A 26100-nucleotide genomic window follows, 5' to 3' on the forward strand; every position below is an offset into this window, starting at 1 on the left:
GAAGCGCGGCGCAGCTCAGACTTTAGTCGTAGCCGGCGAACTTATCGTCGATTCAGGGGTTCCCTCGCCGCGTCCCAGCGGCGATCCTTCCCCGATGGCGGTCTTCCACCGCGCAGTGCAGGGGAGGTGTGACAGATGAATGCGATCATTCTGCTTGTCGTCGGTCTGACGATCATGGCGCTGGGTTATTTCTTCTATTCGAAGTTCATCGCCGAGAAGATCTTCCGGCTCGAGGCCGACTTCCCCACGCCGGCCCATACGCTGCGCGACGGCGTGGACTACGTGCCGACCAACAAATTCGTGCTGTGGGGCCACCACTTCACCTCGGTGGCCGGCGCGGCGCCGATCGTCGGTCCGGCGATCGCGGTCATCTGGGGCTGGGGGCCCGCCTTCCTCTGGGTGGTGTTCGGCACGGTGTTCTTCGCCGGCATGCACGACTTCGGCGCCCTGTGGGCCAGTGTCCGCAACAAGGGCCAGTCGATGGGCATGCTCAGCGGCAGCTACATCGGCCGCCGCGGACGCAACCTGTTCCTCGTCGTGATCTTCCTGTTGCTGCTGATGGTCAACGCCGCGTTTGCGGTGGTGATCTCCAACCTGCTGGTGTCCACGCCGACCTCGGTGATCCCGGTCTGGGGCGCGATCGTGGTCGCACTGATCATCGGCCAGGCGATCTACCGCTTCAAGATGGGCCTGCTGTGGCCGTCGATCATCGGCGTCGTGGTGCTCTATTCGCTGATCTGGCTCGGCAGCATGTACCCGATCGTGCTGCCCGAGACGGTGCTGGGCATGAATGCCAATTCCACCTGGATCGTGCTGCTGTTCACCTACGCCGGCATCGCCTCGCTGCTGCCGGTCTGGGTGCTGCTGCAGCCGCGCGACTACATCAACGGCCTGCAGCTGTTCATCGGTCTGGGCATCCTCTATGCCGCGGTGCTGATCGCCTCGCCGACCATCGTCGCGCCAGCCTTCAACACGGCCGTGCCCGCGGGTACGCCGAGCATCGTCCCGCTGCTGTTCGTCACCATCGCCTGCGGCGCGATCTCGGGCTTCCACGGCATGGTCGCCTCCGGTACCACCTCCAAGCAGCTCGACAAGGAAACCGACGCGCGCTTCGTCGGCTACTTCGGCGCGGTGGGCGAGGGCATGCTGTCGCTGGCGGCGATCATCTGCTGCACCGCGGGTTTTGCGACCCTGGTGGACTGGCAGACGGTCTACAGCAGCTTCGGTGGCGGCAACGTCACCGCCTTCGTCAACGGCGGCGAAGCGCTGATCACCGCAGGCCTGGGTCTGCCGGAGAACCTCGGCTCCACGCTGCTGGCGACGATGGCGATCCTGTTCGCCGCCACCACGATGGACACCGGCCTGCGCCTGCAGCGCTATGTCGTGCAGGAAGCGGCCGAGCTGGCGGGCTTCAAGGTCGGCACGATCCTGGGCACCGTGATCGCCCTCGCCGTGTGTCTGGCGCTCGCGTTCGGCGCCGGCAGCGGCGGCGCGGGCGGCATGGTGATCTGGCCGCTGTTCGGCACCACCAACCAGCTGCTCGCGGCGCTGACCCTGGCGATCATCACCGTCATCCTGATCCGCAAGGGCCGTAATCCCTGGCTGACCGGCATCCCGATGGTGTTCCTGATGATCATGTCGGTCTACGCCCTGGTCGTGCAGCTGGGCACGTTCTACAACGACGGCAAGTGGCTGCTGCTGGCCATGGACATCGTGATCCTGATCGCGGCGGTGTGGGTGGCCTTCGAGGCCGCTGTTGCGATGCGTCAGGGCCGAGAAGGCCGCGATCTGGCCGAGACGCGATGACCGACCCGGGCGCACCTACGGCGCCCACCGCGCTGGCCCGCCTTTCGGCGGGTCTGCGCGAGTTCTACATGACGCCTTACCGGCGCACCTTCGCCCGCGCGCAGCGTGACGAGGAAGATCTCTTCATGCTGATGGTGTTTTCCGAGTCGCTCGGTGTGCCCAATCCGGTCGGTTATTACACGCTCGAACTGATGCCGGCGATGTACGAGCGCTTCCACGACTGGCATCGCCGGATGGGCCTGGAGCGTTCGCCGCTGGACCATATTTCATGCTGCTGACCACCACCGCGGCGCGGCGCGTGGTGTTCGTGGGCGGCAAGGGTGGGGTAGGCAAGACCTCCGTGGCCTCGGCGCTCGCACTGACGCAGGCGCGTGCGGGCCGCCGGGTGCTGCTGGTCTCGACTGATCCGGCGCACAACCTGGGTCATCTGTGGCAATGCGAGGTTGGGCCCGAACCGAGGCGCTTGGCCGAGCGGCTGGACGCGATCGAGATCGACCCCGACGCGACCGTCGCCGCGCATCTACAGCAGGTCGGCGATGCGCTGCGCCGGCTGATGCCGGCACATCTGGCGGGCGAAGTCGGCCGGCATCTGGCCCTGTCGCAGGACGCGCCCGGCATGCACGAAGCGGCGCTGCTGGAGCGCATCGCCGAGCTGGTCCACGACGGCCTGCACAGCTACGACCTCCTGGTCTTCGATACCGCGCCGTCAGGGCATACCGCGCGCCTGATGGCGTTGCCGGAAATGCTGAGTGCCTGGACCGAGGGCCTGCTGCAGCGACAGACAAAAAGCGAGCGCTTCGGCGCCGCCCTGCGCAGTCTCGGCCGGGACGATGGCATCGGCGGGCGTGCGCTGGGCGGCGAGACGCCGTCGGCCACGCCGGCGGACCGCGATCAGGCGATCCGCAGCCTGCTGCACCGCCGCCGCCACCGTTTCGAACATCTGCGCAACGTGCTCGCCGACGCGCAGTGCACGGCGTTCTTCATCGTGCTGGCTGCCGAGCGTCTGCCAGTGCTGGAAACCATCGAACTGCATGCGCAGCTCGCGCGCGCCGGCATCGATGTCGCCGGGCTGGTGGTCAACAAGCGCTCGCCCGACGACGCCGGGCCATTTCTCGCCACTCGCCACCGGCAGGAAGCGGCGCATCTGCTGGCGCTGCGCGAGGCTCTGCCGTCGTTGCCGCTACAGGAAGTGCCATTGCTGGCGTCTGATGTAGTCGGCATGGAGGCGCTCGATGCCTTCGGTCGCCTGCTTGCCCCGGACGTGGACCGGCAGGCGGCGCGCGCGGCTTCCGATACGGTTTCAGAGTGACGCCGCCGCCCAGGACTTTGCTGCGCGAGCAACTGCTTGCATTGATCGCGCGGCTGCCCGATGGCGACGTGCAAGTCGGGCCGCTGGTCGACGAGCTCGGCACGCAGGGCATGCTGCTGCTGGTGATTCTGCTGACCCTCGTATTCCTGATTCCGGTGTCGATTCCGGGCGTCAGCACGGTGTTCGGCGCGGTGATCCTGCTGATCGGTTTCGCCCGCATGGCCGGCCGCGCGCTGTGGCTGCCCGGCGCGGTGCGTCGTCGCACGGTGCCGGCAGGGCGCCTGCGCGGCGCGCTGGATACCGGGTTGGCGTGGGTCCGTCGGCTGGAGCGCATCACGAAGCCCGGACGCCTGTCGCGCCTGACCGACGGTCGCGCGATGGGGCTGGTCAACGACAGCGCGCTGGTGCTCGGCGCGGTGCTGCTGATGGCGCCATTCGGGTTCATTCCCTTCAGCAACACGATTCCCGGTGTCGCCCTGATGTGCCTGGCGATCGGCCTGCTGCAGCGCGACGGTCTGATGGTGCTGCTGGGCCATGTTGCCAACGTGCTGACGATGGCCTATTTCGCCGTCCTGATCGGTGGCGGTGGTCTGGCGATCCGCGAGCTCTTCATGCGCTTCTGGCCCGCATAAGCCGCTACGCGCGCAGCTACAGCCAGCGCGCCTTCTTGAACATACGGTAGAGCACGACCATCACCACGCCCACGCCGCCGATCAGCAGCGGGTACGCATAACGGTCGTCGAGCTCGGGCATGTCGTGAAAATTCATGCCGTACCAGCTGGTGATCAGCGTCGGCGCGGCCAGCAGCGCGGCCCAGGCGCCGAGTTTCTTGACGATCTCGCCCTGGGTCAGCGTCACCAGTGCCTGGTTGACGCCGAGCGCCGTGCCCAGGATGTCGCGGATCGCGTCGATGGTCTCGTTGATGCGCACCGAGTGGTCGAGTACGTCGCGAATGTAGAGCTTGGCCTCGGCCGGAATCAGCGGGCTGCTGCTGCGCACCAGTTGCGACAGCACGTCCTGCAGCGGCGTCACCGCGACGCGCATGTAGGTCAGTTCGCGCTTGAGCTGGTAGAGCCGGATCACGATGCCGCGATGAAACTGCTCGCTGATAATGTCTTTTTCGAGTGCGTTGAGCGTCGCCTTGAAGTCGTCGACGATCGGCAGGTAGTTGTCGACGATCGCGTCCAGCACCGCGTACAGCGCCGCCGGTGCACCCATCGCCATCAGCTCGGGTTCGCGCTCGATGCGCTGGCGTGCAGGTGCGTACGACAGCGATGCGCCGTGGCGCACGGTCACCAGGTAGCGCGCGCCGAGGAAGATGTGCGTCTCGCCATAGGCGATGCGCTCGTCGATCGCCTGCGCGGTATTGGCGACGATGAACAGCGAGTCGCCGTAAGCCTCGATCTTCGGCCGCTGGTGCGCCTTGCCCGCATCCTCGATCGCCAGATCGTGCAGGCCGAATTCGGCCTGTAGCTGCGCCAGGACGGTGTCGCCCGGCTCGTACAGGCCGATCCAGACGAAGCTGCCGTCGTCGATCGCGAGCACGTCGCTGATGTCGTCGAGCAGGATGTTGCGCTTCTGACCGTCCGATCCGTACACCGCACAATTGACGACGCAGGATGGATTGGCGGCAGTGGAAGCCGCAGCGGTGGTGGGATCGGACGTGGTCTGCATCGCGCCATCGTCCGCCAGTGCACACATTCGGACAAGGCTTGTTTGTGTAGGAGCGCGCTCGCGCGCGATGGGCTTTTCCCGGAGAACGCCCCATCGCGCGCAAGCGCGCTCCTACAGGTCAACGCGCGAGGAACCGCACCGCCTGGCCGCCGCCCGATGCCATCTTGATCGACAGCGTGTCGCCTGCGCCGACTTCACGCGACTCGATTGCGATCGCATGCGGATCCGTCCGCCAGCCCGCACCGTCCCCGTCGCGGTAGATCTGCGCGGTATAGCGGCGGCCGGGTTCGAGGAAGTCCAACGGCAGCGCAACGGTTCGCGCCGTGTCGTCGGTCACCGCGCCCAGGTACCAGTCGTCGCCCCCGCGCTCGCGGCGTGCGATCACCGCGTATTCGCCGACCGCGCCATCGAGCGCGCGCGTGTCTTCCCAGTCCACCGGCACGTCGCGGACGAACTGGAACGCCTCGGGACGGGATTCGTAGTGCTCGAGCAGGTCGGCTGCCATCTGCAAGGGGCTGTAGATCACGACGTACAGCGCCAGTTGCTTGGCCAGCGTCGTCGCCATCGGCGCACCGGACTTGGTGTCCATGCCGAAGATGCCGGGGGTGAAGTCCATCGGCCCGGCGAGCAGGCGCGTGTAGACCAGCGTCGCCTCGTGTTCCGGGGGATTCCCCGGCTGGCCCCAGGCGTTGTATTCCATGCCGCGTGCGCCTTCGCGGGTGACGAGGTTGGGATACGTGCGGCGCAGGCCGGTGTCCTTGACCGGTTCGTGCGGATTGACGCTGATGCGGTGTTGCGCCGCGGCCTCCACGACGCGCTGGTGATGCCGCACCATGGACTGGCCCTCATGCCAGGCGTAGTGCAGCGCGCCATCGTCGCCGCGCACCTTGGCCTGGCCCGCGTCGGCGACATAGCCGGTCTTGACCGCCTGCACGCCGAGACGCCCGTACAGCGCCATCGCGTCGTCGAGCTGGGCTTCGTAGTGCGCGGCGTGGCCCGAGGTTTCGTGGTGGCCGATCAGGGTCACGCCTTGGTCGCGTGCATGCCGTTTCACTGCTTCGATGTCGAAGTCGGGGTAGGGCCGGGTGAAGCTGAAGGTTTCGCCGTTGCCGAACCAGTCGCCGTCCCAGCCGACGTTCCAGCCTTCGACCAGCACGCCGCCGATGCCGTTCGCCGCCGCGAAATCGATGTGGCGGATCGCATGCGCGGTCGTCGCGCCGTGCTTGGGGCCGGATGCCCAGGTCTTGCGGTCGAGGTGCATTTCCCACCAGATGCCGACGTACTTCATCGGCCTTACCCACGACACATCGCCCAGCGCATTGGGGGCGTTGAGGTTGAGGATCAGGCCCGATTCCACCAGTCCGCCGGCGCGGTCACTGATCTGGATCGTGCGCCAGGGCGTGGCGAACGGCGCGGCCACGTCGACCTTCGCTGAGCCGATGCCGGGCGTCAGCGCGGCGCGGAAGCGGCGGCCATCGACGCGGGCGAGATTCATGCCCGAATAGTCGACCAGCGCGGCCTCGTGGATCGACAGGTGCAAGCCGTCGGCGGTGCGCAGGGTGATCGGCGTCTGCGCCTGGCCGACTTCCTCGACCGGCGTGCGGTGGTAGATGTACTCCTCGCGGTTCCATTCGAATGCGGGGATCCACCACGCGGTCGCAGCGTCGGCGATCTCGAACTCGGTCAGTTCCTCGGCGATCGACAGGCGATCGAGCCCGGGCTGCTTCGGCACGTCGTAGCGGAAGCCGACGCCATCGTCGAACACCCGGAAGACCACGTCGAAACGGCGCTTCGGACCGGCGGTTTCTGCCAGCGTGACGCGCAACTCGTTGTGGTGGTCGCGCATCTGCCGGCGCTCGCCCCAGGGCTGCTCCCAGCGTTCGTCTTGCGTGCGCGTCGCCTGCTCGACGATCGCCAGGTTGCGTTCGAACTTGGCGGTGTCGGTGAACATCAGGCCCAGTCGCGACGGCGCGATTACCGGACGGCCATCGCGACTGACCGCGTAGCTGGCGCGGCCCTCGTTGTCGGTCGTGACCTCGACGGTGATGCGCGCATCCGGAGACGCGGCACGCGCGCTCGCGCGCGGTTCGGCAGCGGAGACGGCGAGGGTGGCGAGTGGCAGCAGCGCGGCCAGCAATCCGGCAAGACGGTTCGACATCGTGCGGCACCCTCCCAGGCGCGATCGATCGTGCGTTCGTCTGGATTCTTGCACGCGCATTCCGCGCGGTTCGTCTGCATACGTATGCAGCGTGTAGGAGCGCGCTTGCGCGCGATGGCGCTCTACGGGAAAGACCCTTTCGCGCGCAAGCGCGCTCCTACAACGCTTGCCGCCTGCGGAACGCGAACCACAGCCCCACATGCACCGGCATCAGCAGCGACAACCAGGCCGCGTTGCGCTGCGGCAGCACCGGCAGCCAGTGCAGGAACAGCGCGACGATGCCGGACAGCAGAATCGTCCAGAGCACCCAGCCGAACAGTGTGCCGGGCGCGCGACCGCGCGCGATGCGCCAGCCGCCGGGCAGCAGCAGCACACACAGCGGATTGAACAGCAGCAAATTGTGGTTGCGCCAGGCGAAGCCGTGCTCCGTGCCCAGCCACAGGAACAGCATCACGCCGCCGAGCAGGGCGCTCACCGTCCAGAACGGCAATGCAATCGCGGCCAATGCACGCGGCGCGGATCGGCCGGCGACCAGGATCGCCGCGCCCAGCGTCAGGCCAGCCACCAGCCAGGGCCACAGCAGACGCGCGCGTTCGGCGGGCTCCGGCGCCTGGGTGTGCGGCACGATGATCTGTTCCCCCGAGACGAGCGGACGCCCATCGACATTGCGCGCGCTGCGCAGTGCATCCGCCAGGCGCATCGGCACAAACGCGTCTTCCCACAGGGCGTTGGGTCGATCGGCGGACGGCCCCAAGCCGATGTCGAAGCCCAGCCACATCCACAGCGCCGGCGAGGCCAGCCGCACCGCATCACCGCGATAGGTGTTGCCGCGCGAGCGGCCCTGCAGTTGGTTGCGCAGCGCGCCGCCGAGCGCGGTGTCGATTGCGTCGCGCACGCGCGTGGAGCAGTTGTCGGTGAAGTAGTCGTAGCGGTAGTGCGCGTTCTCGGGCTTCGCGTTCTCGGCCAGTGCTGCGGCGAGCGCGCGCGCCTGCGCCGGATCGAGATCCAGCCACTGGACCGACACGCCGCGGCCCACGTCGCGGTAATAGGCGAGGTCCTCGGCCAGCGGCAGTGCGGCGAGCATGTAGCGCATGTCGCCGCGGATGAAACGTGGTACGAAGTCCGGCTCGCTGGGATCGAAGAAGCCGAAGTTGTAGGACATCGGCTCCGGCTCGGCGGGATCGTCGACGACCAGCGCGTTATGACCGAAGCGTTCGAAGAACACGTCGCCGGGCTGCATCGTCGCGACGCCGATGCGTGGCACCCCGCTGTCCTGCGCGGCCGCGAGCAGCGGCCACAGCGTCAGGCACAGCAGCAGGGCCAGCGCACGCGCGAACACGCGCGGCGGCGTGCAGAGCCGATCAGGCTTCGGCATGCACGCTGACGTGCAGGGCATGCAGGCGTCGCGAGTCGGCGTCGGTGACACGGAAGGCGAAGCGGCCCAGCGTGAGTTCTTCGCCGACCTCGGGCAGGTGTCCAATCGCATCGGTGATCACGCCGCCGATGGTGTCGTACTCGGCGTCGTCGAAATCGGAGCCGAAGCGTTCGTTGAAATCGGAGATCGGCGTCAGCGCGCTGACCGCGAACTGGCCGTCGGCCTGGGCGGCGATCAGCGCGTTCGGATCCTCGGCATCGTCATGCTCGTCGTCGATCTCGCCGACGATTTCCTCGAGCACGTCCTCGATCGTCACCAAGCCGGCGACACCGCCGTATTCGTCGATGACGATCGCCATGTGGTTGCGCGACAGCCGGAACTCGCGCAGCAGCACATTGAGCTTCTTCGACTCGGGGATCAGCACCGCCGGACGCAGCAGTTCGTGGATCGAGCCGGGGCCGTTGTCGGCGACCACGCCGCGCAACAGGTCCTTGGCCAGCAGGATGCCGAGGATCTCGTCCTTGTCGTCGCCGTGGATCGGAAAGCGCGAATGCCCGGACTCGACGACCTGCTTCATCAGGTCGAGAAACGGGGCGTCGGCGGACAGCGCGACCATCTGCGCGCGCGGCACCATTACATCGCCCACGGTCTTGCTGGAAATGCCGAGCGCACCTTCGAACATGCGCAACGTGTCGGCATCGATCAGGCCGTCTGCATGGGTGTCGCGAAGCAGTTCAACGAGGTCTTCGCGGTTGCTCGGTTCACCTGAAATCGCGGAGCTCAGGCGCTCGAGCCAGCCGCGGCGGCGCTCCGGGGGTTCGGAAGCGGTGGAAGGTCGACTGTCGTCCTCGGACATGGCGTGGTGCTGGTTCACAAATCGCCCGGAATGGGCAGTGGCGGCAGTCTATCAGGACGCCATGGCGACGCCTGTCAGCGCGGCTCGCCCGCATAGGGGTCGTCGATTCCCAAGCCGGCGAGGATCTCGCGTTCGAGCTGCTCCATCGCCTCAGCATCCCTGTCGTCTTCGTGATCCCAGCCGAGCAGATGCAGCACCCCATGGACGGTGAGATGGGCGTAATGCGCGTTCAGGGATTTGCCCTGCTCGGTGGCCTCGCGGGCGACGACCGGCGCGCACAGCACCAGATCCCCCAGCAGCGGCAGGCGCACGCCCTCGGGCAACCCCTCCGGCAAGTCCGCGGGGAAGCTCAGCACGTTGGTCGCATAATCCTTGCCGCGGTAGTGGCGGTTGAGGGCACGGCCTTCGTCCTCGTCAACCAGTCGGATCGCCAGGTCTGCCTCGCGGATGCGCGCGGACAGCGCGGCGCCCGCCCAGCGGCGGAAACTCGCGGCGGCGGGCAGGCCTTTACGCGGCAGCGCGTAACCGATGGCGACATCGAGGCGGGTGGGACCCTGCGTCATGCGCGCGTGGCCGGTCCGGTCGCGGCGTCGCTCGCATCGCGGCGTTCATAGGCGGTGACGATGCGCGCGACCAGCGGATGACGCACCACATCGCGCGCCTCGAAGAACGTGAAGCTGACGCCCTCGACTTCGTGAAGAACCTCGATTGCATCACGCAGCCCGGACTTCACGTGCTTGGGCAGATCGATCTGGGTGAGATCGCCGGTCACGACCGCAGTCGAACCGAACCCCAGCCGGGTCAGGAACATCTTCATCTGCTCGATCGTGGTGTTCTGCGCCTCGTCGAGGATCACGAACGCATCGTTGAGCGTGCGGCCACGCATGTAAGCCAGCGGCGCGATCTCGATGACGTTGCGCTCCAGCAGCTTGGCCACCTTCTCCACGCCGAGCATCTCGTAGAGCGCGTCGTAGAGCGGGCGCAGATAGGGATCGACCTTCTGGGTCAGATCACCCGGCAGGAAACCGAGCTTCTCGCCTGCCTCGACCGCGGGCCGTACCAGGATCAGCCGCTGCACCTTCGATTCGTTGAGTGCCTCGACCGCCATCGCGACCGCGAGGAAGGTCTTGCCGGTACCGGCCGGGCCTACGCCGAAATTGATGTCGTGGCCGGTGATCTTGTGCAGATATTTGGCCTGGTTCGCACCGCGACCGCGGATCGTGCCGCGCTTGACCCGCACCGCGACTTCCTGCGGCGTGTAGTCCTCTTCCACATTCGCCGGGCTCAGGCGCAGGTTGATCGCGTGACTGTCGAGCACCTCCGCTTCGCTCTCCGCGTACAGCGCCTTGAGCAGCTTTTCGGTGCGGTCGAGCATCGCTTCATCGCGACCGGTGACGCGGAAGATGTTGCCGCGATTGGCGATTTCCACGCCCAGCCGCAGTTCGATCTGGCGCAGGTGGCCGTCGAAGGGCCCGGCAAGATTGGACAGGCGCTCGGAGTCCGCGGGCTCGAGCAGGAAAGTGCGTTCGGGAAGGGCGTTGGTCATGGCGCGGATTCTAGCGAGGGTCGCGACAGGCGGGCGTGTAAATCCCCTCCGCGGCGTGGTTCAGTCGGCGTCGCGCAGAACTAGGCGGCCACGCAGCGAATTGCTCAGTGCGGCGGTGATCTCGACATCCACGAACTGGCCGATCAGACGCGCCGGGGCGGGGAAATTGACCGAACGCATGTTTTCGGTCTTGCCGGTGAGTTCGGTCGGATCCTTGCGCGACGGCCCTTCGACCAGCACCGTCTGCACGCTGCCGACCATGCGCTCGGAGATGCCGGCGGCATAGGCATTGATATGCGCCTGCAGGCGCGACAGACGCGCGTGCTTCTCTTCCTGGGTCACCGAATCCTCGAGATCCGAGGCCGGCGTGCCTGGGCGGCGCGAATAGATGAAGGAGAACGACTGGTCGAAGCCGACGTCCTCGATCAGCTTCATCGTCTTCTCGAAGTCGGCATCGGTCTCGCCGGGAAAGCCGACGATGAAATCCGACGAGATCGAGATGTCCGGGCGCACCGCGCGCAGCTTGCGGATCCTCTGCTTGAACTCCAGCGCGGTGTAGCCGCGCTTCATCGCCGACAGGATGCGGTCGCTGCCGGCCTGCACCGGCAGGTGCAGGTAGTTGGCCAGCTGCGGCACGTCGCGATACGCCTCGACCAGCGAGTCGGAGAACTCAAGCGGGTGCGAGGTGGTGAAGCGGATGCGGTCGATGCCGTCGATCTCGGCGATGGTGCGGATCAGCAGGCCAAGATCCGCCACATCGCCATCGCCCATCGGGCCGCGGTACGCATTGACGTTCTGGCCGAGCAGATTGATCTCGCGCACGCCCTGGCCAGCCAGTTGCACGACCTCGACCAGCACGTCCTCGAACGGCCGGCTGACTTCCTCGCCGCGGGTGTAGGGCACCACGCAGAACGAGCAGTATTTCGAGCAGCCTTCCATGATCGACACGAACGCGCTCGGCCCGTCGGCGCGGGGCTCGGGCAGGCGGTCGAACTTCTCGATCTCGGGAAAGCTGATGTCGACCTGCGGCAGGCCGGTCTCGCGCTTGGCGCGGATCAGTTCGGGCAGGCGGTGCAGGGTCTGCGGTCCGAACACCAGATCCACGTAGGGCGCACGCTTGACGATCGCTTCGCCTTCCTGCGATGCGACGCAGCCGCCGACGCCGATCAGCACCGGCTTGCCGTCCTTCTTCAGCGCCTTCCAGCGGCCGAGCTGGCTGAAGACCTTCTCCTGCGCCTTCTCGCGGATCGAGCAGGTGTTAACCAGCACGACGTCGGCTTCCTCGACGTTGTCGGTCAGTTCCAGGCCATCGCTGGCGGCGAGCACGTCGGCCATCTTGGCCGAGTCGTACTCGTTCATCTGGCAACCGTGGGTCTGGATGAAGAGCTTTCCACGCGGCCGCAGCGTGCTGGCCGATGCGGAAGCGGACGGGTCGGGAGCAGGCGCGCTCGGCGCTGCGGAAGCGGTCTGGGTCATGGCATGTCCGGGGCGCGGCGTTGAGGCCGGGCCGGATGGCTGGAAGGGGCGGGCAGTGTACCGGCAAGCGCCACATCCGCAGCCGGGCGCCATGTGCCGGCCGCCGCGAGCGGCTTTCACAATCAAACACTTGGCAACGGTCGTCGAACATCGGACACTTCGCCCGTGAAACGGGGATGGGGACTCATCGCGACACTCGGTCTGCTGGCGGCCTTTCCGGTTGCCGGCAGTACGCTGTATCGCTGCGATTCCGGCGACGGAATACCGCAATACGTCAGCAAGCGCGTCAGCGGCGCTAGTTGCCGGGTGGTGAGCAGCGCGCCTGCCGCGCCGCGTACCAGCGCCCCCCGTGCAGCGCGCCCGGCTGCAGCAGCCCCCGCGCCGACCACCGCGCCCGCGAATGTCGACAGCGGTGCCCCCGCGACCTTCATGGGCGGTACCTCTGCACCTGCACCTGTCACCACGCCGCAACCAGCACGGCCGGCCGCCGCCACGCCAACGCCAGCCGCCAGAGCTGCGCAGGGCGGCAGCCAGCGCCGCCTGCAGCAGGGCCAGGTCTATTCGTACGTGAAGGATGGCGTGCGCCACTACAGCAGCAGCCGGCCGGCCGGCGGCGCCCAGGTCGTCGCGGTCCGCACGATCAGCTACAGCTTCTTCGAGACCTGCTACGCCTGCGGCGCGGCCCCGGGCGTGAACTTCGGCAATGTGCGGCTCAACGAGAACGCCTACCGCGACGAAGTGGCGCGGGCAGCGCGCGAGTTCGGGGTCGAGGAAGCGATCGTCCGCGCCATCATGCATGCCGAGTCCGCGTTCAATCCCAATGCGCTGTCGCGCGCCGGCGCGCAGGGCCTGATGCAGCTGATGCCGGCCACCGCGGCGCGCTTCGGCGTGGTCAATGCGTTCGATCCCGAGCAGAACATCCGCGGCGGCGTCGAATACCTCGCGTGGCTGCTTAAGCGGTTCAATGGCGACCTCACCCTGGCCGCGGCCGGCTACAACGCCGGCGAAGGCGCCGTGCAGCGCCATGGCGGTGTGCCACCGTACGCGGAAACCCAGCGCTACGTGGTCCGCGTTGGCACGCTTGCCGACCGGTATCGCGGACAGCTCGCCAGCCGCTGAGCAGGCGTCCCCACATCGCATCTGCAAATCGATTGTCCGTCGATTCAGGGTTCCGCTACACTCGGGCCTCTCTATATGCGGCCATCCGTCCTACGCGGGCGAAACGGTTCGCGGCAGCCAGTACGCAACAGCTACCGAAAGAGGGCGGGGTACCGGATGGTCGATGAAGCGGTGAGCGGACCTGGTGGGGATGGTCCAGTCAATGAGGGGCGGCGTCGGTTCCTGACCGCCACCACCCTCGTCGTGGGAGCGGTGGGCGCGGGTGTGACCGCGATTCCGTTCATCAAGTCCTGGAATCCGAGTGCGCGGGCCAAGCTCGCCGGTGCGCCGGTGACCGTGGACATCAGCGCGTTGCAGGAAGGCCAGCGGCTGATCGCGGAGTGGCGCGGGCAGCCGATCTGGATCGTCAAGCGCTCCAAGGCGATCCTCGATGCGCTGCCGACGCTCGACGGCATGCTCAAGGATCCCGAATCCGGGAATCCCGACCAGCAACCCGGCTACGTGCTGGAGGCCAATCCCGAGCTGCGCTCGATCAAGGCCGACATCTCGGTGCTGGTCGGCCTGTGCACACATCTGGGCTGTTCGCCGGAGATGGTCGCCGAGATCCGTCCGGCACCCTTCGACGCCAACTGGAAGGGCGGCTACTTCTGTCCCTGCCACAAGTCGAAGTTCGACATGGCCGGCCGCGTCTACGACGGCGTGCCCGCCCCGACGAACCTGCTTGTGCCGCCGCACCATTACGCGGATGACAACACGCTCGTCATCGGCGTCGATCCGCAGGGAGCCGCCTGATGGCCAACGTCCTCGTCCGCGGCGCCAACGGCGTCTTCAACTGGGTCACCGAGCGTGCACCGGCCTTGATGCCGATGTACCGCAAGCACATGACCGAGTACTACGCGCCGAAGAACTTCAACATCTGGTACATCTTCGGGGTGCTGTCACTGGTGGTGCTGGTCAACCAGATCCTGACCGGCATCTTCCTGACGATGCACTACAAGCCGAGCGCGGCGGACGCCTTCGCCTCGGTCGAATACATCATGCGCGACGTGGAGTGGGGCTGGCTGATCCGCTACATGCACTCCACGGGTGCGTCGCTGTTCTTCATCGTGGTCTACATCCACATGTTCCGCGGCCTGATGTACGGCAGCTACAAGAAGCCGCGCGAGCTGGTGTGGATTCTCGGCATGCTGATCTACCTGGTGCTGATGGCCGAAGCCTTCCTCGGCTATGTGCTGCCCTGGGGTCAGATGTCGTTCTGGGGCGCGAAGGTCATCATCTCGCTGTTCGGCGCGATTCCGGTCATCGGTAACGGCCTGACCGAATGGATCATGGGCGACTACCTGCCCTCCGACGCCACGCTCAACCGCTTCTTCGCCCTGCACGTGATCGCGCTGCCGCTGGTGCTGCTGCTGCTCGTGGTCCTGCACCTGGGCGCGCTGCATGAGGTGGGCTCGAACAATCCGGATGGCGTGGACATCAAGAAGGGGCCCAAGGGCAACCGCTGGTCGGTGACCGCGCCGGCCGACGGCATTCCGTTTCATCCCTACTATTCGGTCAAGGACGGCTTCTACGTCTGCTGCTTCCTGATCATCGCAGCCTTCATCATCTTCTTCGCACCTGCGTTCGGCGGCTGGTTCCTCGAGCATGACAACTTCACCGAGGCCAACCGGCTGGTGACGCCCGAGCACATCAAGCCGGTCTGGTACTACACGCCGTACTACGCGATGTTGCGCGTCGTGCCGCACAAGCTCAGCGGTGTGCTGGTGATGTTCGGCGCGATCGCGATTCTGTTCCTGGTGCCGTGGCTCGACCGCTGCAAGGTGCGCTCGCATCGCTACCGTGGCCCGATCACCAAGGTCATGCTTGCGATGCTGGTCGTGTGCTTCGTCTGGCTGGGCAAGATCGGCGCCGGTCCCGGTACCGATCCGGTCGAGACGATCATCGGCCGCGTGCTGACGTTCCTCTATTTCGCGTTCTTCATCACGATGCCGGTCTGGACCAAGCTCGACCGGACCAAGGCAGTTCCGGACCGGGTGACGATGCATGACTGACAGACTTTTCGCGCGCATCGCCACCGCCGTCGCGGGCTTGCTGCTGTCGTTCGGCGCGCTCGCCGCCGCCGGTGGCCCGGTCGAGCAGGCCGGCACCGACATCGGTGACCGCGCTTCGCTACAGCGCGGCGCGCAGCTTTACATGAATTACTGCGCCGGCTGCCACTCGCTGAAGTTCATGCGCTACTCGCGCATGGCCGAGGATCTGGGGCTGACCGAAGACGAGGTGATGAACAACCTCAACCTCACCGGCGCCGCTTATGGCGAGCACATCGTGTCGTCGATGACCGCCGAGCACGGCACGCAGTGGTTCGGCCAGGCGCCGCCGGACCTGAGCCTGATCACCCGCGTGCGCGGCAGCGACTGGGTGTTCACCTATCTCAAGTCGTTCTATCTCGACGAGACACGTCCGCTGGGCTGGAACAACACCCTGTTCCCGAACGCATCGATGCCCAATCCACTGTGGGAGATGCAGGGCCTGCAGCGCCCGGTACACGGCGAGGTCGACGACATCGGCGAGCCGGTGGTCGCGCACCTGGAGCTGGGCACGCCCGGCAGCCAGGACGCGCGCCAGTTCGACCAGACCGTCCGCGACATCACCACGTTCCTGGAATACGTTGGCGAGCCGGCCGCGCTCAAGCGTCAGCAGCTCGGCGTCTGGGTGCTGCTGTTCCTGACCTTGCTGACGTTCCTGGCGTGGTTGCTGAAGCAGGAATACTGGCGCGACGTGCACTGATCGATTCCGCCCGCGGCGCTGCGCTGCTGGCGTTCCCCCGAGCCGTCCGGCCATTGCCGTCCGGCTCAGGGAAATGCGAGACTCGAAAGAACCGCGACAACCGTCTGCGATCAGCAGTCGGCGTCACCGGGCTGGCGGACTCCAGCCTCCGGACAGGCCGGGCGACGGCCGTGAGTGCATCCATGCGAAACGTGCTGACGCTCTTCTCTTCTGTCGACGATGTGCTCTGCCATCGAGCGCGCCTGGTGCTGGCCGCCAAGGGCGTGAACTACGACATGGTGCCGGTGGATGCGCAGAATCCGCCCGAGGATCTGATCGATCTCAACCCCTACCACTCGGTGCCGACCCTGGTAGAGCGCGATCTGGTGCTCTATGCCGCCAGCGTGGTCAGCGAATATCTCGACGAGCGCTATCCGCACCCGCCGCTGATGCCGGTCGATCCGCTGTCGCGTGCGCGCCTGCGCCTGGCGATGCTGCGTATCGAGCATGACTGGGTGCCGCAGGTGCAGGCCATCCAGATGGGCAACAAGGCCCAGGCCGAGAGCGGCCGCAAGCGGCTCAAGGAACTGGTCACCGCCGCAGTGCCGCTGTTCAAGGCCAGCAAGTTCTTCCTCAATACGGAAATGAGCCTCGCCGATTGCGCAGTGGCGCCGATCGTCTGGCGCCTGCAGGCGCTCGACATCCCGCTGCCCAAGGATGGCGGCAAGGCGATCGAGGATTACGGCAACCGGATCTTCCGCAGCCCCGGCTTCGTCCGCAGCCTGACGCCGCAGGAGCGGCAACTGCGCGCGCTGCCCGAATAAACCGAGTTGCCCGTTGTGTTCAGCCGCGCACATCTGAACGACGGACTGAACGGCTAAACTGTCGCCCATGACGGACAGCACGCCTCTGATGACCAGCCATCGCCCGTATCTGCTGCGGGCGCTTTACGAGTGGATTGCCGACAACGGCATGACGCCGCACATCCTCGTCGATGCGCGGCAGCCGGGCGTGCGCGTGCCGGCGCATGCGGTCAAGGACGGTCGCATCGTGCTCAACGTCGCCGACCGCGCGGTCGGCAGGCTGGAGATGGACAACGACAGCGTGCGGTTCTCCGCGCGCTTCGGCGGCGTGAGCCAGTCGGTCATGGTGCCGGTGGGCGCGGTGTTGGCGATCTATGCGCGCGAAACCGGGCAGGGCATGGCCCTGCCGGAAGAGATCGTCGGTTCGGGCGAGCCGCGCGATGAGGCGGAAGACAGCGCACCTTCGCTGCACGCGGTGGAGGACGATGGCAACGGCAGTGCCGAAGGACCCGATGATCCGCCCCCCGATGGCGATACGCCGCCGGAGCCGCGCCGTGGCCATTTGCGGGTTGTGAAGTAGTAGGCGGACGCCTCTACGACGTCAGTTCGCCCAGACGTCGAAGCTCAGAGCGATCCACGCACGCATCCGGACCTCAGTTGGTCCAATGGATCGGCACGTCCTGAGGGCGGGTCGGGCCGCTGAAGGCGACCAGCTGTTCGCCTCGCAGCACCAGATGCCCGATATGGCGCTGCACACCGTCCTCCGAATACTCGAAGCGGAAGCTGCGTTCGACGCCCAGGCGCCCGTCGTCGCCCCGACGCAGCCGCATCGAATGTGCATGGACTGCCTGATCCAGCCACTGCACGCCGGCCCGCTCGCAGGCATCGCGCCCGAGTCGACCGGCGCGTTCGGCTGCTGCACGCGCGCTGCTCCACCACTGGAATGCGGCGAACGCGGCCAGCATGACGAAGATCATTGTCGGAAAGTCGGGCATGCGCGAACTGTGGCGGCGGCAGAGGTTGGTTACAAGTGTGGGCGCGACGATGCCCGCAGTGGCGCGCGTTTCGGGCCGCCGTGCAAAGGGGGATCTCCGCCGCACGCGTCGGCGCGTCGTTGACGCGTCGGAGCGTCATAGAACTGGAACATCACCGGGAAACAAGTTCTCGCGGACGCCTTGCAGGGCGTTTGCGCGAGTGTGGCGATCAGCCCGGCGGCGGGCCGAGTTTCAATGACAGATCGATCGCATGGACGTGCTTGGTCAGCCCGCCGATCGAGACGAAGTCCACCCCGTCTTCGGCAATCGCGCGCAGGCCGTCGAGATCCACGCTGCCCGAGACCTCCAGCGGAATGCGTCCGTCATATGGCGCAGCGCGGGCAATGCGCACAGCTTCGCGGCGCGTTGTGGCATCGAAGTCATCAATCAGCACCCGCGTACAGCCGGCATCGAGCGCCGCGCGCAGTTCGTCCAGCGTTTCCACTTCAATTACCAGCGGCAGCCCCGGCGATTGGGCGCGCGCGGCTTCGACTGCGGGTGCGATACCGCCGGCCGCGCGGACATGGTTTTCCTTGAGCATCACCGTGTCGGAGAGACCGATCCGATGATTGTGACCACCGCCGACGCGTACCGCGTATTTCTGCGCCAGCCGCAGGCCGGGCAAAGTTTTGCGAGTATCGAGGATGCGCGTCCCGGTCCCAGCCACGGCGGCAGCGTGGCGCGCGGTGACGGTCGCCGTGGCGCTCAGCGTCTGCATGAAATTGAGCGAGGTGCGTTCCGCGCTGACCAGCGCGCGCGCGCGTCCGGCGAGTGTCGCGAGCACGGTCCCGGCGGCCACGCGATCGCCTTCGGCCACGCGCCAGTCGATGCGCACGTCGGGGTCGAGCGCGCGATGACAGGTGTCGAACCAGGGACGCCCGCAGATCACCGCGTCTTCCTTGCACAACAGATAGGCGATGTCGTCGCGGTCTGGAAGCAGCGCTGCGGTCACGTCACCGCTGCCGATGTCTTCAGCCAATGCCGCCGCGACGTTGTCTGCGACCGCCGCGTGCGGAATGTCGAAGCGGTCGGTTGCGCTCATGCCTTCGGAAAATCGGGGATCTGCCCAGTGGAGATGGCTTCTTCGACCAGCAGCACCGGAATGCCGTCGTCGACGCGGTAGACGCGCTTGCGATCGTGCGTGATCAGCGCCTCGCGCACCGGGCCGGCCTGCGCGGCGCCGTCTTCACGTCGCGCCGAGCCCGCGGCAATCGCCGCATTGAGCGCGTCGAGTCCCGCTGCATCGAGTAGCGCGAGCGGCTGGCGGCTGGCGGGGCAGACGAGAATATCGAGCAGCTTGCGGTCCATGGGCGGTCTTGTGCGGGCGTGGTGAGCGGACTGGAAGGGTAGCATTCGGCCCCGGGCGCCCGCTGCACGCGCACGATGCGGCCGGGGCGGATAAAATGCGTCTTTGTGGCCGGGGACCCCCCAATGACCGCCAGTTCCGTACCGCCGAAGGTCGGCATCGTGATGGGATCACGATCCGACTGGGACACGATGCAGCACGCCGCGCAGAAGCTCGAACAGCTCGGCGTCCCGCACGAAGTCCGCGTGGTGTCCGCGCATCGCACGCCCGATTTGCTGTTCGAATACGCTGCCAGTGCGCAGTCGCGCGGTCTGCGCGCGATCATTGCCGGCGCCGGTGGCGCGGCGCATCTGCCGGGCATGCTGGCGTCGAAGACCGCGGTGCCGGTGCTCGGCGTGCCAGTGCAATCCAAGGCGCTCAACGGCATGGACTCGCTGCTGTCGATCGTGCAGATGCCGGCCGGCATTCCGGTGGCGACGTTCGCGATCGGCAATGCGGGCGCCGCCAATGCGGCGCTGTTCGCGGCGGCGATGCTCGCGGCCGACGACGCGACGGTGGCCGCTGCGCTGGCCGAGTTCCGCCAACGCCAGACCGACGACGTTGCCGGCAACGACGACCCGCGTCGATGAGCGCGACCACGGTTGAACTCGATATGTGCGCGTCCCTGTTGCCCTCACCGCAACCGGGCCCCGGCCCGGCGCAGCGCGCCGGGCGTTCGGCCGGCCTGCGCGGCAGTGCCGCGCCAGCAGACCATCCTCACCCCGGAGGCAGAGGGCGCGCGGGCGCCGGGCGGGTCCGCTTCTCCTACGCGCTGTGTTCGCTGGAGTATCTGCGCGTATGACGACTGTCGGTATTTTGGGCGGCGGCCAGCTCGCCCGCATGCTCGCGTTGTCGGGCGCGCCGCTGGGTTTGCGGTTCTTGGTCATGGACACCGCCGACGATGCCTGCGCCGGGCAATTCGCGCCGCTGCTGGTCGGGGATTATCGCGACGAGACTGCGCTGGCCGAGTTCGCCGGCAAGGTGGACGTGGCGACCTTCGATTTCGAAAACGTGCCGGCCGAGAGCGCGCACTGGCTGGCCGAGCGCGTGCCGGTGTTCCCCAGTCCCGACGCGCTGGCGCTGACCCAGGACCGCCTTGCCGAGAAAACCCTCTTCCGCGAACTGGGCATCCCGGTGCCGGACTTCGCCGATGTCGCGACGCGTGCGCAGCTCGATGACGCGGTCGCGCGCATCGGAACCCCGTGCATCCTCAAGACCCGGCGGCTGGGCTATGACGGCAAGGGCCAGTTCCGGATCAAGTCGCCAGCGGATGTCGATGCTGCGTGGGAGGCGCTCGGCGCGCAGGCGGAGACGGTCGGGCTGATCCTCGAAGGCTTCGTCGCGTTCCAGCGCGAGCTCAGCGTGGTCGCCGTGCGCGGTCGCGATGGCGAATTCCGCGCCTGGCCATTGACCGAAAACTGGCATGTCGACGGCGTGCTGTCGGCGAGCCTGGCGCCTGCGCGCGTCGATGCCGCTCTGCATGCGACCGCGTTGTCGTATGCGCGCGCGATCGCGGAGCGTCTCGGCTACGTTGGCGTGTTCGCGCTCGAACTGTTCTGTCGCGATGGCGAGTTGCTCGCCAACGAACTCGCGCCGCGCGTGCACAACTCCGGGCACTGGACGATCGAAGGCGCCGAGACCTCGCAGTTCCAGAACCATCTGCGCGCGGTGCTCGGCCTGCCACTTGGTGACACGGCCGTGCGCGGCACGGTCTGCATGCTCAACTGGATCGGCGCGATGCCCGACGCCGCGCCGCTACTGTCGACGGCGGGCGGGCACTGGCACGACTACGGCAAGCAGTCGCGCGACGGCCGCAAGGTCGGCCACGCCACGGTGCGGGCGGACGAGGCCGAGGCATTGGCGCAGCGGCTGGCCGATGTCGGTGAGGCACTCGGACGTCAGGCGCAGGTCGCGCCGGTGGTGGCGCGCCTGCGCGAGTGACGCGTCGACGGATGCACGCGTGAGCGTGCGCGCTGGTCCGAAGCGCGGTGACGTGATTGCGAGGCGAGCACCTGTTCGCGCGCGAGCGCGCTCCTACAGGGCGCTCCGGTATTCGCGCGTGCCACATCGTCCTTCCGTAGGAGCGCGCTTGCGCGCGCTGGGGTCATCGGGATGGCCATTCGCGCGCGAGCGCGCGCCGACAGAGTGTTCCGGTAGTCGCGCAGGCCGCCTCCGCCTTGTGTAGGAGCGCGCTTGCGCGCGATTGGGGGCAGCGGGACAACCGTCGCGCGCGAGCGCGTGCCGACAGGGTGCGCCGGATCCGCGCAGGCCGCATCGTCCTTCTGCAGGAGCGCGCTTGCGCGCGAAGGAGACAGCGGGACGACCATTCGCGCGCGAGCGCGCTCCTACAGGGCGTTCGCGTGTTGACGCGACTACACGGACGTATTCGTTCGCTGGCCCCGAGGTCGATCGGCTCCCGGTCCACACCGCAGGATCGCTGCTGCGCGGCGTGCCTGGCAGGTTGGCTCAGTCGCCGGTGCGCGGATCGTCGCTGACGACCAGCGGTACACCGCGGGTCGGATGTTCGAGCACCAGCACCGGCTGGGCGTAGACGCGTTCGATCGTCGCTCGGGTGAGCACCTCGCGCGGACTGCCGTCGGCGGCCACGCGGCCGTCATGCAGCATCACGATGCGGTCGGCGTGGCCGGCGGCCAGATTCAGATCGTGCAGCACGACGATCATGCAGGCGCCGTCGTCGGCGAGGCCGCGGGCGATGCGCAGCACGGCTTCCTGGTGTTGCAGGTCGAGCGCCGCGGTGGGTTCGTCGAGGAAGACGACGGGTGTGGTCTGCGCCAGCACGCGGGCGAACGCGGTGCGCGAGGCTTCGCCGCCGGACAGCGTCTGCACGTCGCGCGCGGCGAGGTGGGTGACGTCCGCCGAGACGAGCGCAGCGTCGACGATGCGGCCGTCGGCTGCCGGATCCGGTGCGTGCGGCAGCCGGCCCATCGCGACGACCTCGCGCACGCTGAAGCCGAAGCGCACCGCGTGGTCCTGCGGCAGCACGCTGCGCTCGCGGGCGAGTGGGCGGGCCTTCCAGTCGCGCAGTTCGGCGCCCGACAGGCGCACGCGGCCGGCGGCCGGGACGAGATCACCGCTGGCGACCGCGAGCAGGGTCGACTTGCCGGCGCCGTTCGGGCCGACCAGTGCGGTCAGCGTGCCGCGCGCGAAGCGCAGATCGACCGCGTCTAGGATCGCGCGGCCGTCAATGCGCACGCTCACGCCATCGAGCGCGAGCACGTCCTGCGCGAGGTCGGCGGCGTCGTGGCTCATGCGGCGCCCTTGCGACGCAACACCAGCCACAGGAAGAACGGCGCGCCGAGCGCGGCCGAGAACAGGCCGAGCGGGATTTCCGACGGCGGATCGAGGCTGCGCGCGGCGGTATCGGCGACGACGATCAGCAAGCCGCCGGCGACCGCCGACAGCGGAATCAGCCAGCGGTGGCCCGGCCCGGCGAGCAGGCGTACGAAATGCGGCACGACCAGGCCGACGAAGCCGACTACGCCGGCGAACGCCACGGCCGAGCCGACCAGCAGCGCGCAGACCGCGATCAGCATCAGCCGTGCCCGCTTGACGTCCAGGCCGATGTGCTGCGCCTGGCGCTCGCCGAGCGCGAGCATGTCGAGCGGCGTGGCGAGCGCGCGCAGCGCCACCGCGCCGAGTGCGAACGCCGGCAGGGCGGCCAGCATCGAATTCCAGTTCGCCATCGCCAGCGAGCCCATCTGCCAGAACACCAGCGACTGCAGTTCGTCGGCATCGGCGATGTAGGTGAAGAAGCCGATCGCCGCCGAACACGCGGCCGCGATCGCGATGCCGACCAGCAGCAGGGTCGCGGTGCCGGTGCCGCGGTCGGGCCGGGCGAGCACATAGATCAGCGTCGTCGTCGCCGCGCCGCCGAGGAACGCGGCGACCGGGATCGTCCAGGCGCCGAAGGCGGTCGCGCCGATCACGATCGCGCCGACCGCGCCGAGCGCCGCGCCGTGGGTCACGCCGACGATGCCCGGATCGGCCAGCGGATTGCCGAACAGGCCCTGCAGGCCGGCGCCGGCCATTGCCAGCGACGCGCCGACGATCACCGCCAGCAGTGCGCGCGGCACGCGCAGGTTCCACACCACCGAGATGTCGCGCTGGGTCAGTGCGCCGGCATCGACCAGGCCCAGCTTGTGCGTGATCACGTGGACCACGTCGCCCGGCGGAATGCGCAGCGGGCCGATGCCGAACGACAGCACGATCACGACGACCAGCAGCGCCAGCATGCCGACGAACAGCAGCCCGCCGGGCGGTCGCCGGACCAGGCCGGTGCGTCGCGGGGCAGCGCCTGCCGTCACGCGCCGGGCAGCGCGTCGAGTTCGGCGGCCAGCGTGGCCATGGCCTGCGCCAGGGCAACCGCACCGGCACCGCCGCCGATGCTGCTCACCTTGAGCTGCGTATCGGGCATCACCCAGACGCGGTTGGCGAAGCCGGCCGGCGTCTGCCTGAGCGACGGGTACGCCTTCCACAGCCCGGCTTCGCCGCCGAACACGCGCAGGTCGTCCTCGCTGACGAGGACCACCTCGGGTTCGACCGCGACGATGCCCTCGTTGCTGAGCTGCGAATAGTTGGACACCTTGGCCTCGTCGCCGACATTGATGCCGCCGGCCAGGCGGATCAGCCCCGCGGCGGCGGTATCGGCCCCGCCGACGGTCGGCGAACCGCCGCCACCGGTCGCAGAAATGTGGATCACGCGCGGCTTGCGCGTATGGGTGGCAGCGATGCGCGCGGCTTCATCGAGCTGCTGCTGCACCTGCGTGGCGAGTTGCTCACCTTCGTCGGCATGGCCGAACACGGCCGCGAGCTTGCGCACCTTGTCGGGAATCGGCTGCAGCTCGTCGACGATCACCAGCGTCTGCCCGGCGTCGCGCAGCGGCTGCGCGAGCTTGCCGTGGCGGCGCAGGCTGTTGCCGACGAACAGGGTGCCGTCGAGGCTGAGGATGCCTTCGACGCCCGTCGTGCGGTTGAACAGAAAATGATGTTGCGCATTGCGGCCGGTCTCGGTGACGGCGTTGGTCGGCGCCGCGAACACCTGGTCGGACAGGTCCAGCGAATCCATGACCATCACGATGTCGTCGTTCCCGACGATCGTGCGCGCGGTGTCGGTAACCGTCACCTCGACGCCGTCGTCGGAACGCACGGTGACGGGCAGATCCTGCTGCGAGCGCGCGACGCGTGGAATGTCGGTGCCGGCGATGCGCAGCCAGCCGTCGGGCAGGGCGGCTTCGTCGGCCTGCACGGACGCATCGCCGGACGGTGCCACCTCGGGCGCCGGCGCACACGCCGCCAGCGCGCAGGCGAGGGTGAGAATCAGCGGGACATGGACGCGGCGTGCGGACATCTTCAATTCCATCGCGGCAAAAAAAAGCAGCGGCCGGACCGGGTCCGGCCGCTGCGAGGCGCCGATTTTAGTTGGTTTTCGGCGTGATTCGGCGGATCTGGTCGCCGTCGACATCCTCGGCGCCGCGCGACTTGTTGATCGCGTACACCGTGCCGTTGCCGACGGGCAGCACGTGGTTGGGGAACGTGCCGCCGTCGAGATTGGCGACGATGGTGCCGTTCGCATCCACGGCGGTGATCGTGCCGGCGCCGCGGCTTGCGACATAGGCGAGCTGGCTGTGCGGATCGAACGCGACGTATACCGCGCCCGCGCCCACGTAGACGTCATGCAGCACTTCACCGGTGTCGGCGTTGGCGATCACCAGGTTGTCGCTGCCCTGCGCCGTGACGTAGAGGCGGCGGCCCACGGGATCGATCGCGACACCGATGCCGCCATTGATCGTGGGGAAGCGGAACATCTTGTCCACTGCGCCGGTGGCGCCATCGAGCACCACCACCTCACCGGTCGACAGGCCCACCGAATAGAGCTTGCCGCCGACCGGGTCGACGGTCAGCGCCATCGGACCGAATTCCTCGCCGCGCACGCCCGACGGGACGGTCAGGTCCTGCACGACCTCGAGCGTCTTCGCATCGAAGGCCACGAACTTGCCGCCACCGAAACCGCTGGCCCACACGCGGTTGTCCTTGGTGTCGACGACGATGTCGCGGCCATGCGGGAGCACGCCCTTGTCGAACTGCTTGACCAGCGACAGGTCCGACTGGCGATACACGGCCACCGTGTCGTCGCGGGTATTGGTGACCCAGACGTTGCCGTTGGCGTCGTCGACGGCGACACCGTAGACCGCATACACGCGCCCATTGGTCTCGCCTTCGATCTGGGCCGGGGTCACGCGCGCGGTGATTTCCAGCGTCTCGGGATCGAGCTTGAGCAACTCCGACTGGCTGACCGGCGGCCGACCCACGGCGGCCGTGACGAACAGCGCATTCGATGCCTGGCTGTGCGCGACCTGGTACAGGCCCTGCACCAGCTTGTTGGTGGTCACGTCATAGCGCTCGGCGCCCGACAGCGGCACGTCCTTGGAGACCTTCAGCTCGATCACGGCGGCGGCATCCGGGTTGGCGACACGCACGACCACCGGGTGGCGACCGACGGCGGCGTCGGCGGGCACCTGGACCTGGCCACTGACCCGGCCTTCGGCATCGGCGGTCCACGGGCGGGCATTGAGCACGGTCTCGCCGCGCAGCAGGGTCACCGCCTGGCCGGGCTTGAAGCCCTGGCCGGTCATGTCGACCGAGTCACCGGCCTTGATCACCGGGCTGGCGGCGCGCACGGCACCCTTGAAATCGGGATCCGGCTGGCCGAAGCCCTGTGCACCGACGGCGCCGACGGCGGCGCACAGGGCGATGGACAGCGCGGCAAGTCGCAGACGACGCGAGGACAGCTTTTGCATGACGAACTCCTGGAG

The 26100-nt window shown here is 67.7% G+C and carries 26 protein-coding genes; 12 read left to right on the forward strand and 14 right to left on the reverse strand.

Annotation, left to right across the window (positions count from 1 at the left end; all coding sequences use genetic code 11):
• Positions 1-135 precede the first annotated feature (135 nt).
• Genes J2X52_RS15650 through J2X52_RS15665 form a run of 4 tightly spaced genes read left to right on the forward strand, consistent with a single transcriptional unit; the run spans position 136 to position 3747 of the window.
• Entirely contained in the window at positions 136-1806 is a 1671-nt protein-coding gene (locus J2X52_RS15650) for a carbon starvation protein A (RefSeq protein ID WP_310155437.1), read from the forward strand.
• The gene (locus tag J2X52_RS15655) at positions 1803-2084 is read left to right on the forward strand and encodes a cory-CC-star protein (protein WP_310155439.1); all 282 of its coding nucleotides are present in this window, start codon (positions 1803-1805) and stop codon (positions 2082-2084) included. Before J2X52_RS15650 ends, J2X52_RS15655 begins: the two co-directional genes overlap by 4 nt.
• The gene (locus J2X52_RS15660) at positions 2075-3115 is read left to right on the forward strand and encodes an ArsA family ATPase (protein ID WP_310155442.1); all 1041 of its coding nucleotides are present in this window, start codon (positions 2075-2077) and stop codon (positions 3113-3115) included. Before J2X52_RS15655 ends, J2X52_RS15660 begins: the two co-directional genes overlap by 10 nt.
• Positions 3112-3747 carry an exopolysaccharide biosynthesis protein gene (locus J2X52_RS15665; RefSeq protein ID WP_310155445.1) on the forward strand — a complete coding sequence of 212 codons (636 nt, stop codon included), beginning with the start codon at positions 3112-3114 and terminating at the stop codon, positions 3745-3747. Before J2X52_RS15660 ends, J2X52_RS15665 begins: the two co-directional genes overlap by 4 nt.
• A 16-nt stretch (positions 3748-3763) precedes the next feature.
• On the opposite strand, the gene J2X52_RS15670 is transcribed toward J2X52_RS15665, so the two are convergent.
• The 7 genes from J2X52_RS15670 to miaB form a co-directional block, all read right to left on the reverse strand.
• On the reverse strand, positions 3764-4789 hold the full coding sequence (locus J2X52_RS15670; RefSeq protein ID WP_310155448.1) for a magnesium and cobalt transport protein CorA: 1026 nt from the start codon (positions 4787-4789) through the stop codon (positions 3764-3766).
• Between the two features lie 118 nt (positions 4790-4907).
• The gene (locus J2X52_RS15675; RefSeq protein WP_310155450.1) at positions 4908-6947 is read right to left on the reverse strand and encodes a glycoside hydrolase family 97 protein; all 2040 of its coding nucleotides are present in this window, start codon (positions 6945-6947) and stop codon (positions 4908-4910) included.
• Positions 6948-7104: 157 nt separating this feature from the next.
• Positions 7105-8322 (reverse strand): DUF4105 domain-containing protein, encoded by a 1218-nt coding sequence (locus J2X52_RS15680; protein WP_310155453.1) that lies wholly within the window; start codon positions 8320-8322, stop codon positions 7105-7107.
• A complete protein-coding gene (locus tag J2X52_RS15685) occupies positions 8309-9178 on the reverse strand; it encodes a transporter associated domain-containing protein (RefSeq protein ID WP_310155456.1) in 870 nt (289 codons plus the stop codon). The genes J2X52_RS15680 and J2X52_RS15685 overlap by 14 nt, the downstream gene beginning before the upstream one ends.
• 74 nt (positions 9179-9252) lie before the next feature.
• A complete protein-coding gene (gene ybeY / locus J2X52_RS15690; protein WP_310155458.1) occupies positions 9253-9741 on the reverse strand; it encodes an rRNA maturation RNase YbeY in 489 nt (162 codons plus the stop codon).
• Positions 9738-10724 (reverse strand): PhoH family protein, encoded by a 987-nt coding sequence (locus J2X52_RS15695; RefSeq protein WP_310155462.1) that lies wholly within the window; start codon positions 10722-10724, stop codon positions 9738-9740. Before J2X52_RS15695 ends, ybeY begins: the two co-directional genes overlap by 4 nt.
• A gap of 60 nt (positions 10725-10784) precedes the next feature.
• Positions 10785-12200, reverse strand: a complete 1416-nt coding sequence (gene miaB / locus J2X52_RS15700; protein WP_310155465.1) for a tRNA (N6-isopentenyl adenosine(37)-C2)-methylthiotransferase MiaB — start codon at positions 12198-12200, stop codon at positions 10785-10787.
• Positions 12201-12386: 186 nt separating this feature from the next.
• On the opposite strand from miaB, the gene J2X52_RS15705 reads away from it, so the two are divergent.
• From J2X52_RS15705 to J2X52_RS15730, 6 genes are all read left to right on the forward strand, one after another.
• The gene (locus tag J2X52_RS15705) at positions 12387-13319 is read left to right on the forward strand and encodes a lytic transglycosylase domain-containing protein (RefSeq protein WP_310155537.1); all 933 of its coding nucleotides are present in this window, start codon (positions 12387-12389) and stop codon (positions 13317-13319) included.
• A 171-nt stretch (positions 13320-13490) separates the two neighbouring features.
• Positions 13491-14111 (forward strand): ubiquinol-cytochrome c reductase iron-sulfur subunit, encoded by a 621-nt coding sequence (petA, locus tag J2X52_RS15710; RefSeq protein WP_310155468.1) that lies wholly within the window; start codon positions 13491-13493, stop codon positions 14109-14111.
• Entirely contained in the window at positions 14111-15370 is a 1260-nt protein-coding gene (locus J2X52_RS15715) for a cytochrome bc complex cytochrome b subunit (RefSeq protein ID WP_310155471.1), read from the forward strand. The genes petA and J2X52_RS15715 overlap by 1 nt, the downstream gene beginning before the upstream one ends.
• A complete protein-coding gene (locus J2X52_RS15720; RefSeq protein WP_310155475.1) occupies positions 15363-16106 on the forward strand; it encodes a cytochrome c1 in 744 nt (247 codons plus the stop codon). The genes J2X52_RS15715 and J2X52_RS15720 overlap by 8 nt, the downstream gene beginning before the upstream one ends.
• A 182-nt stretch (positions 16107-16288) precedes the next feature.
• Entirely contained in the window at positions 16289-16909 is a 621-nt protein-coding gene (locus J2X52_RS15725; protein WP_310155478.1) for a glutathione S-transferase N-terminal domain-containing protein, read from the forward strand.
• Positions 16910-16976: 67 nt separating this feature from the next.
• Positions 16977-17468, forward strand: coding sequence for a ClpXP protease specificity-enhancing factor (locus tag J2X52_RS15730; RefSeq protein WP_310155480.1), 492 nt, complete (start codon positions 16977-16979; stop codon positions 17466-17468).
• Positions 17469-17541: 73 nt separating this feature from the next.
• On the opposite strand, the gene J2X52_RS15735 is transcribed toward J2X52_RS15730, so the two are convergent.
• The 3 genes from J2X52_RS15735 to J2X52_RS15745 form a co-directional block, all read right to left on the reverse strand.
• The gene (locus J2X52_RS15735) at positions 17542-17883 is read right to left on the reverse strand and encodes a DUF3301 domain-containing protein (RefSeq protein ID WP_310155482.1); all 342 of its coding nucleotides are present in this window, start codon (positions 17881-17883) and stop codon (positions 17542-17544) included.
• Between the two features lie 208 nt (positions 17884-18091).
• Positions 18092-18964, reverse strand: a complete 873-nt coding sequence (gene nadC, locus J2X52_RS15740; protein WP_310155487.1) for a carboxylating nicotinate-nucleotide diphosphorylase — start codon at positions 18962-18964, stop codon at positions 18092-18094.
• Positions 18961-19230: a Trm112 family protein gene (locus tag J2X52_RS15745; RefSeq protein ID WP_310155490.1), complete on the reverse strand. Its 270-nt coding sequence runs from the start codon at positions 19228-19230 to the stop codon at positions 18961-18963. The genes nadC and J2X52_RS15745 overlap by 4 nt, the downstream gene beginning before the upstream one ends.
• A gap of 123 nt (positions 19231-19353) precedes the next feature.
• Here J2X52_RS15745 and purE point away from each other — a divergent pair, with 123 nt between their 5' ends.
• A complete protein-coding gene (gene purE, locus J2X52_RS15750) occupies positions 19354-19857 on the forward strand; it encodes a 5-(carboxyamino)imidazole ribonucleotide mutase (RefSeq protein ID WP_310155493.1) in 504 nt (167 codons plus the stop codon).
• A gap of 208 nt (positions 19858-20065) precedes the next feature.
• Positions 20066-21208, forward strand: a complete 1143-nt coding sequence (locus J2X52_RS15755; protein WP_310155496.1) for a 5-(carboxyamino)imidazole ribonucleotide synthase — start codon at positions 20066-20068, stop codon at positions 21206-21208.
• A 525-nt stretch (positions 21209-21733) separates the two neighbouring features.
• On the opposite strand, the gene J2X52_RS15760 is transcribed toward J2X52_RS15755, so the two are convergent.
• From J2X52_RS15760 to J2X52_RS15775, 4 genes are all read right to left on the reverse strand, one after another.
• Positions 21734-22537: a heme ABC transporter ATP-binding protein gene (locus J2X52_RS15760; RefSeq protein WP_310155499.1), complete on the reverse strand. Its 804-nt coding sequence runs from the start codon at positions 22535-22537 to the stop codon at positions 21734-21736.
• Positions 22534-23520 (reverse strand): iron ABC transporter permease, encoded by a 987-nt coding sequence (locus tag J2X52_RS15765; RefSeq protein ID WP_310155539.1) that lies wholly within the window; start codon positions 23518-23520, stop codon positions 22534-22536. Before J2X52_RS15765 ends, J2X52_RS15760 begins: the two co-directional genes overlap by 4 nt.
• 68 nt (positions 23521-23588) lie before the next feature.
• Positions 23589-24635: an ABC transporter substrate-binding protein gene (locus J2X52_RS15770; RefSeq protein ID WP_310155502.1), complete on the reverse strand. Its 1047-nt coding sequence runs from the start codon at positions 24633-24635 to the stop codon at positions 23589-23591.
• 67 nt (positions 24636-24702) lie between these two features.
• Positions 24703-26085 carry a YncE family protein gene (locus J2X52_RS15775; protein ID WP_310155505.1) on the reverse strand — a complete coding sequence of 461 codons (1383 nt, stop codon included), beginning with the start codon at positions 26083-26085 and terminating at the stop codon, positions 24703-24705.
• Between the last annotated feature and the right edge of the window lie 15 nt (positions 26086-26100).

The sequence above is a fragment of the Luteimonas sp. 3794 genome (assembly GCF_031456825.1).
Classification (GTDB): Bacteria; Pseudomonadota; Gammaproteobacteria; order Xanthomonadales; family Xanthomonadaceae; genus Luteimonas.

Coding starts and splice junctions, on each gene's coding strand:
- J2X52_RS15760 (WP_310155499.1), bottom strand. CDS start 22,537: ATGAGCCACGACGCCGCCGACCTCGCGCAGGACGTGCTCGCGCTCGAT.
- J2X52_RS15685 (WP_310155456.1), bottom strand. CDS start 9,178: ATGTCCGAGGACGACAGTCGACCTTCCACCGCTTCCGAACCCCCGGAG.
- J2X52_RS15660 (WP_310155442.1), top strand. CDS start 2,075: ATGCTGCTGACCACCACCGCGGCGCGGCGCGTGGTGTTCGTGGGCGGC.
- J2X52_RS15695 (WP_310155462.1), bottom strand. CDS start 10,724: ATGACCAACGCCCTTCCCGAACGCACTTTCCTGCTCGAGCCCGCGGAC.
- purE (WP_310155493.1), top strand. CDS start 19,354: ATGACCGCCAGTTCCGTACCGCCGAAGGTCGGCATCGTGATGGGATCA.
- J2X52_RS15755 (WP_310155496.1), top strand. CDS start 20,066: ATGACGACTGTCGGTATTTTGGGCGGCGGCCAGCTCGCCCGCATGCTC.
- J2X52_RS15720 (WP_310155475.1), top strand. CDS start 15,363: ATGACTGACAGACTTTTCGCGCGCATCGCCACCGCCGTCGCGGGCTTG.
- J2X52_RS15765 (WP_310155539.1), bottom strand. CDS start 23,520: ATGCTGGCGCTGCTGGTCGTCGTGATCGTGCTGTCGTTCGGCATCGGC.
- nadC (WP_310155487.1), bottom strand. CDS start 18,964: ATGAGCGCAACCGACCGCTTCGACATTCCGCACGCGGCGGTCGCAGAC.
- J2X52_RS15650 (WP_310155437.1), top strand. CDS start 136: ATGAATGCGATCATTCTGCTTGTCGTCGGTCTGACGATCATGGCGCTG.
- ybeY (WP_310155458.1), bottom strand. CDS start 9,741: ATGACGCAGGGTCCCACCCGCCTCGATGTCGCCATCGGTTACGCGCTG.
- J2X52_RS15680 (WP_310155453.1), bottom strand. CDS start 8,322: ATGCCGAAGCCTGATCGGCTCTGCACGCCGCCGCGCGTGTTCGCGCGT.
- J2X52_RS15715 (WP_310155471.1), top strand. CDS start 14,111: ATGGCCAACGTCCTCGTCCGCGGCGCCAACGGCGTCTTCAACTGGGTC.
- miaB (WP_310155465.1), bottom strand. CDS start 12,200: ATGACCCAGACCGCTTCCGCAGCGCCGAGCGCGCCTGCTCCCGACCCG.
- J2X52_RS15730 (WP_310155480.1), top strand. CDS start 16,977: ATGACGGACAGCACGCCTCTGATGACCAGCCATCGCCCGTATCTGCTG.
- J2X52_RS15670 (WP_310155448.1), bottom strand. CDS start 4,789: ATGCAGACCACGTCCGATCCCACCACCGCTGCGGCTTCCACTGCCGCC.
- J2X52_RS15675 (WP_310155450.1), bottom strand. CDS start 6,947: ATGTCGAACCGTCTTGCCGGATTGCTGGCCGCGCTGCTGCCACTCGCC.
- J2X52_RS15775 (WP_310155505.1), bottom strand. CDS start 26,085: ATGCAAAAGCTGTCCTCGCGTCGTCTGCGACTTGCCGCGCTGTCCATC.
- J2X52_RS15770 (WP_310155502.1), bottom strand. CDS start 24,635: ATGTCCGCACGCCGCGTCCATGTCCCGCTGATTCTCACCCTCGCCTGC.
- J2X52_RS15735 (WP_310155482.1), bottom strand. CDS start 17,883: ATGCCCGACTTTCCGACAATGATCTTCGTCATGCTGGCCGCGTTCGCC.
- J2X52_RS15655 (WP_310155439.1), top strand. CDS start 1,803: ATGACCGACCCGGGCGCACCTACGGCGCCCACCGCGCTGGCCCGCCTT.
- J2X52_RS15725 (WP_310155478.1), top strand. CDS start 16,289: ATGCGAAACGTGCTGACGCTCTTCTCTTCTGTCGACGATGTGCTCTGC.
- J2X52_RS15745 (WP_310155490.1), bottom strand. CDS start 19,230: ATGGACCGCAAGCTGCTCGATATTCTCGTCTGCCCCGCCAGCCGCCAG.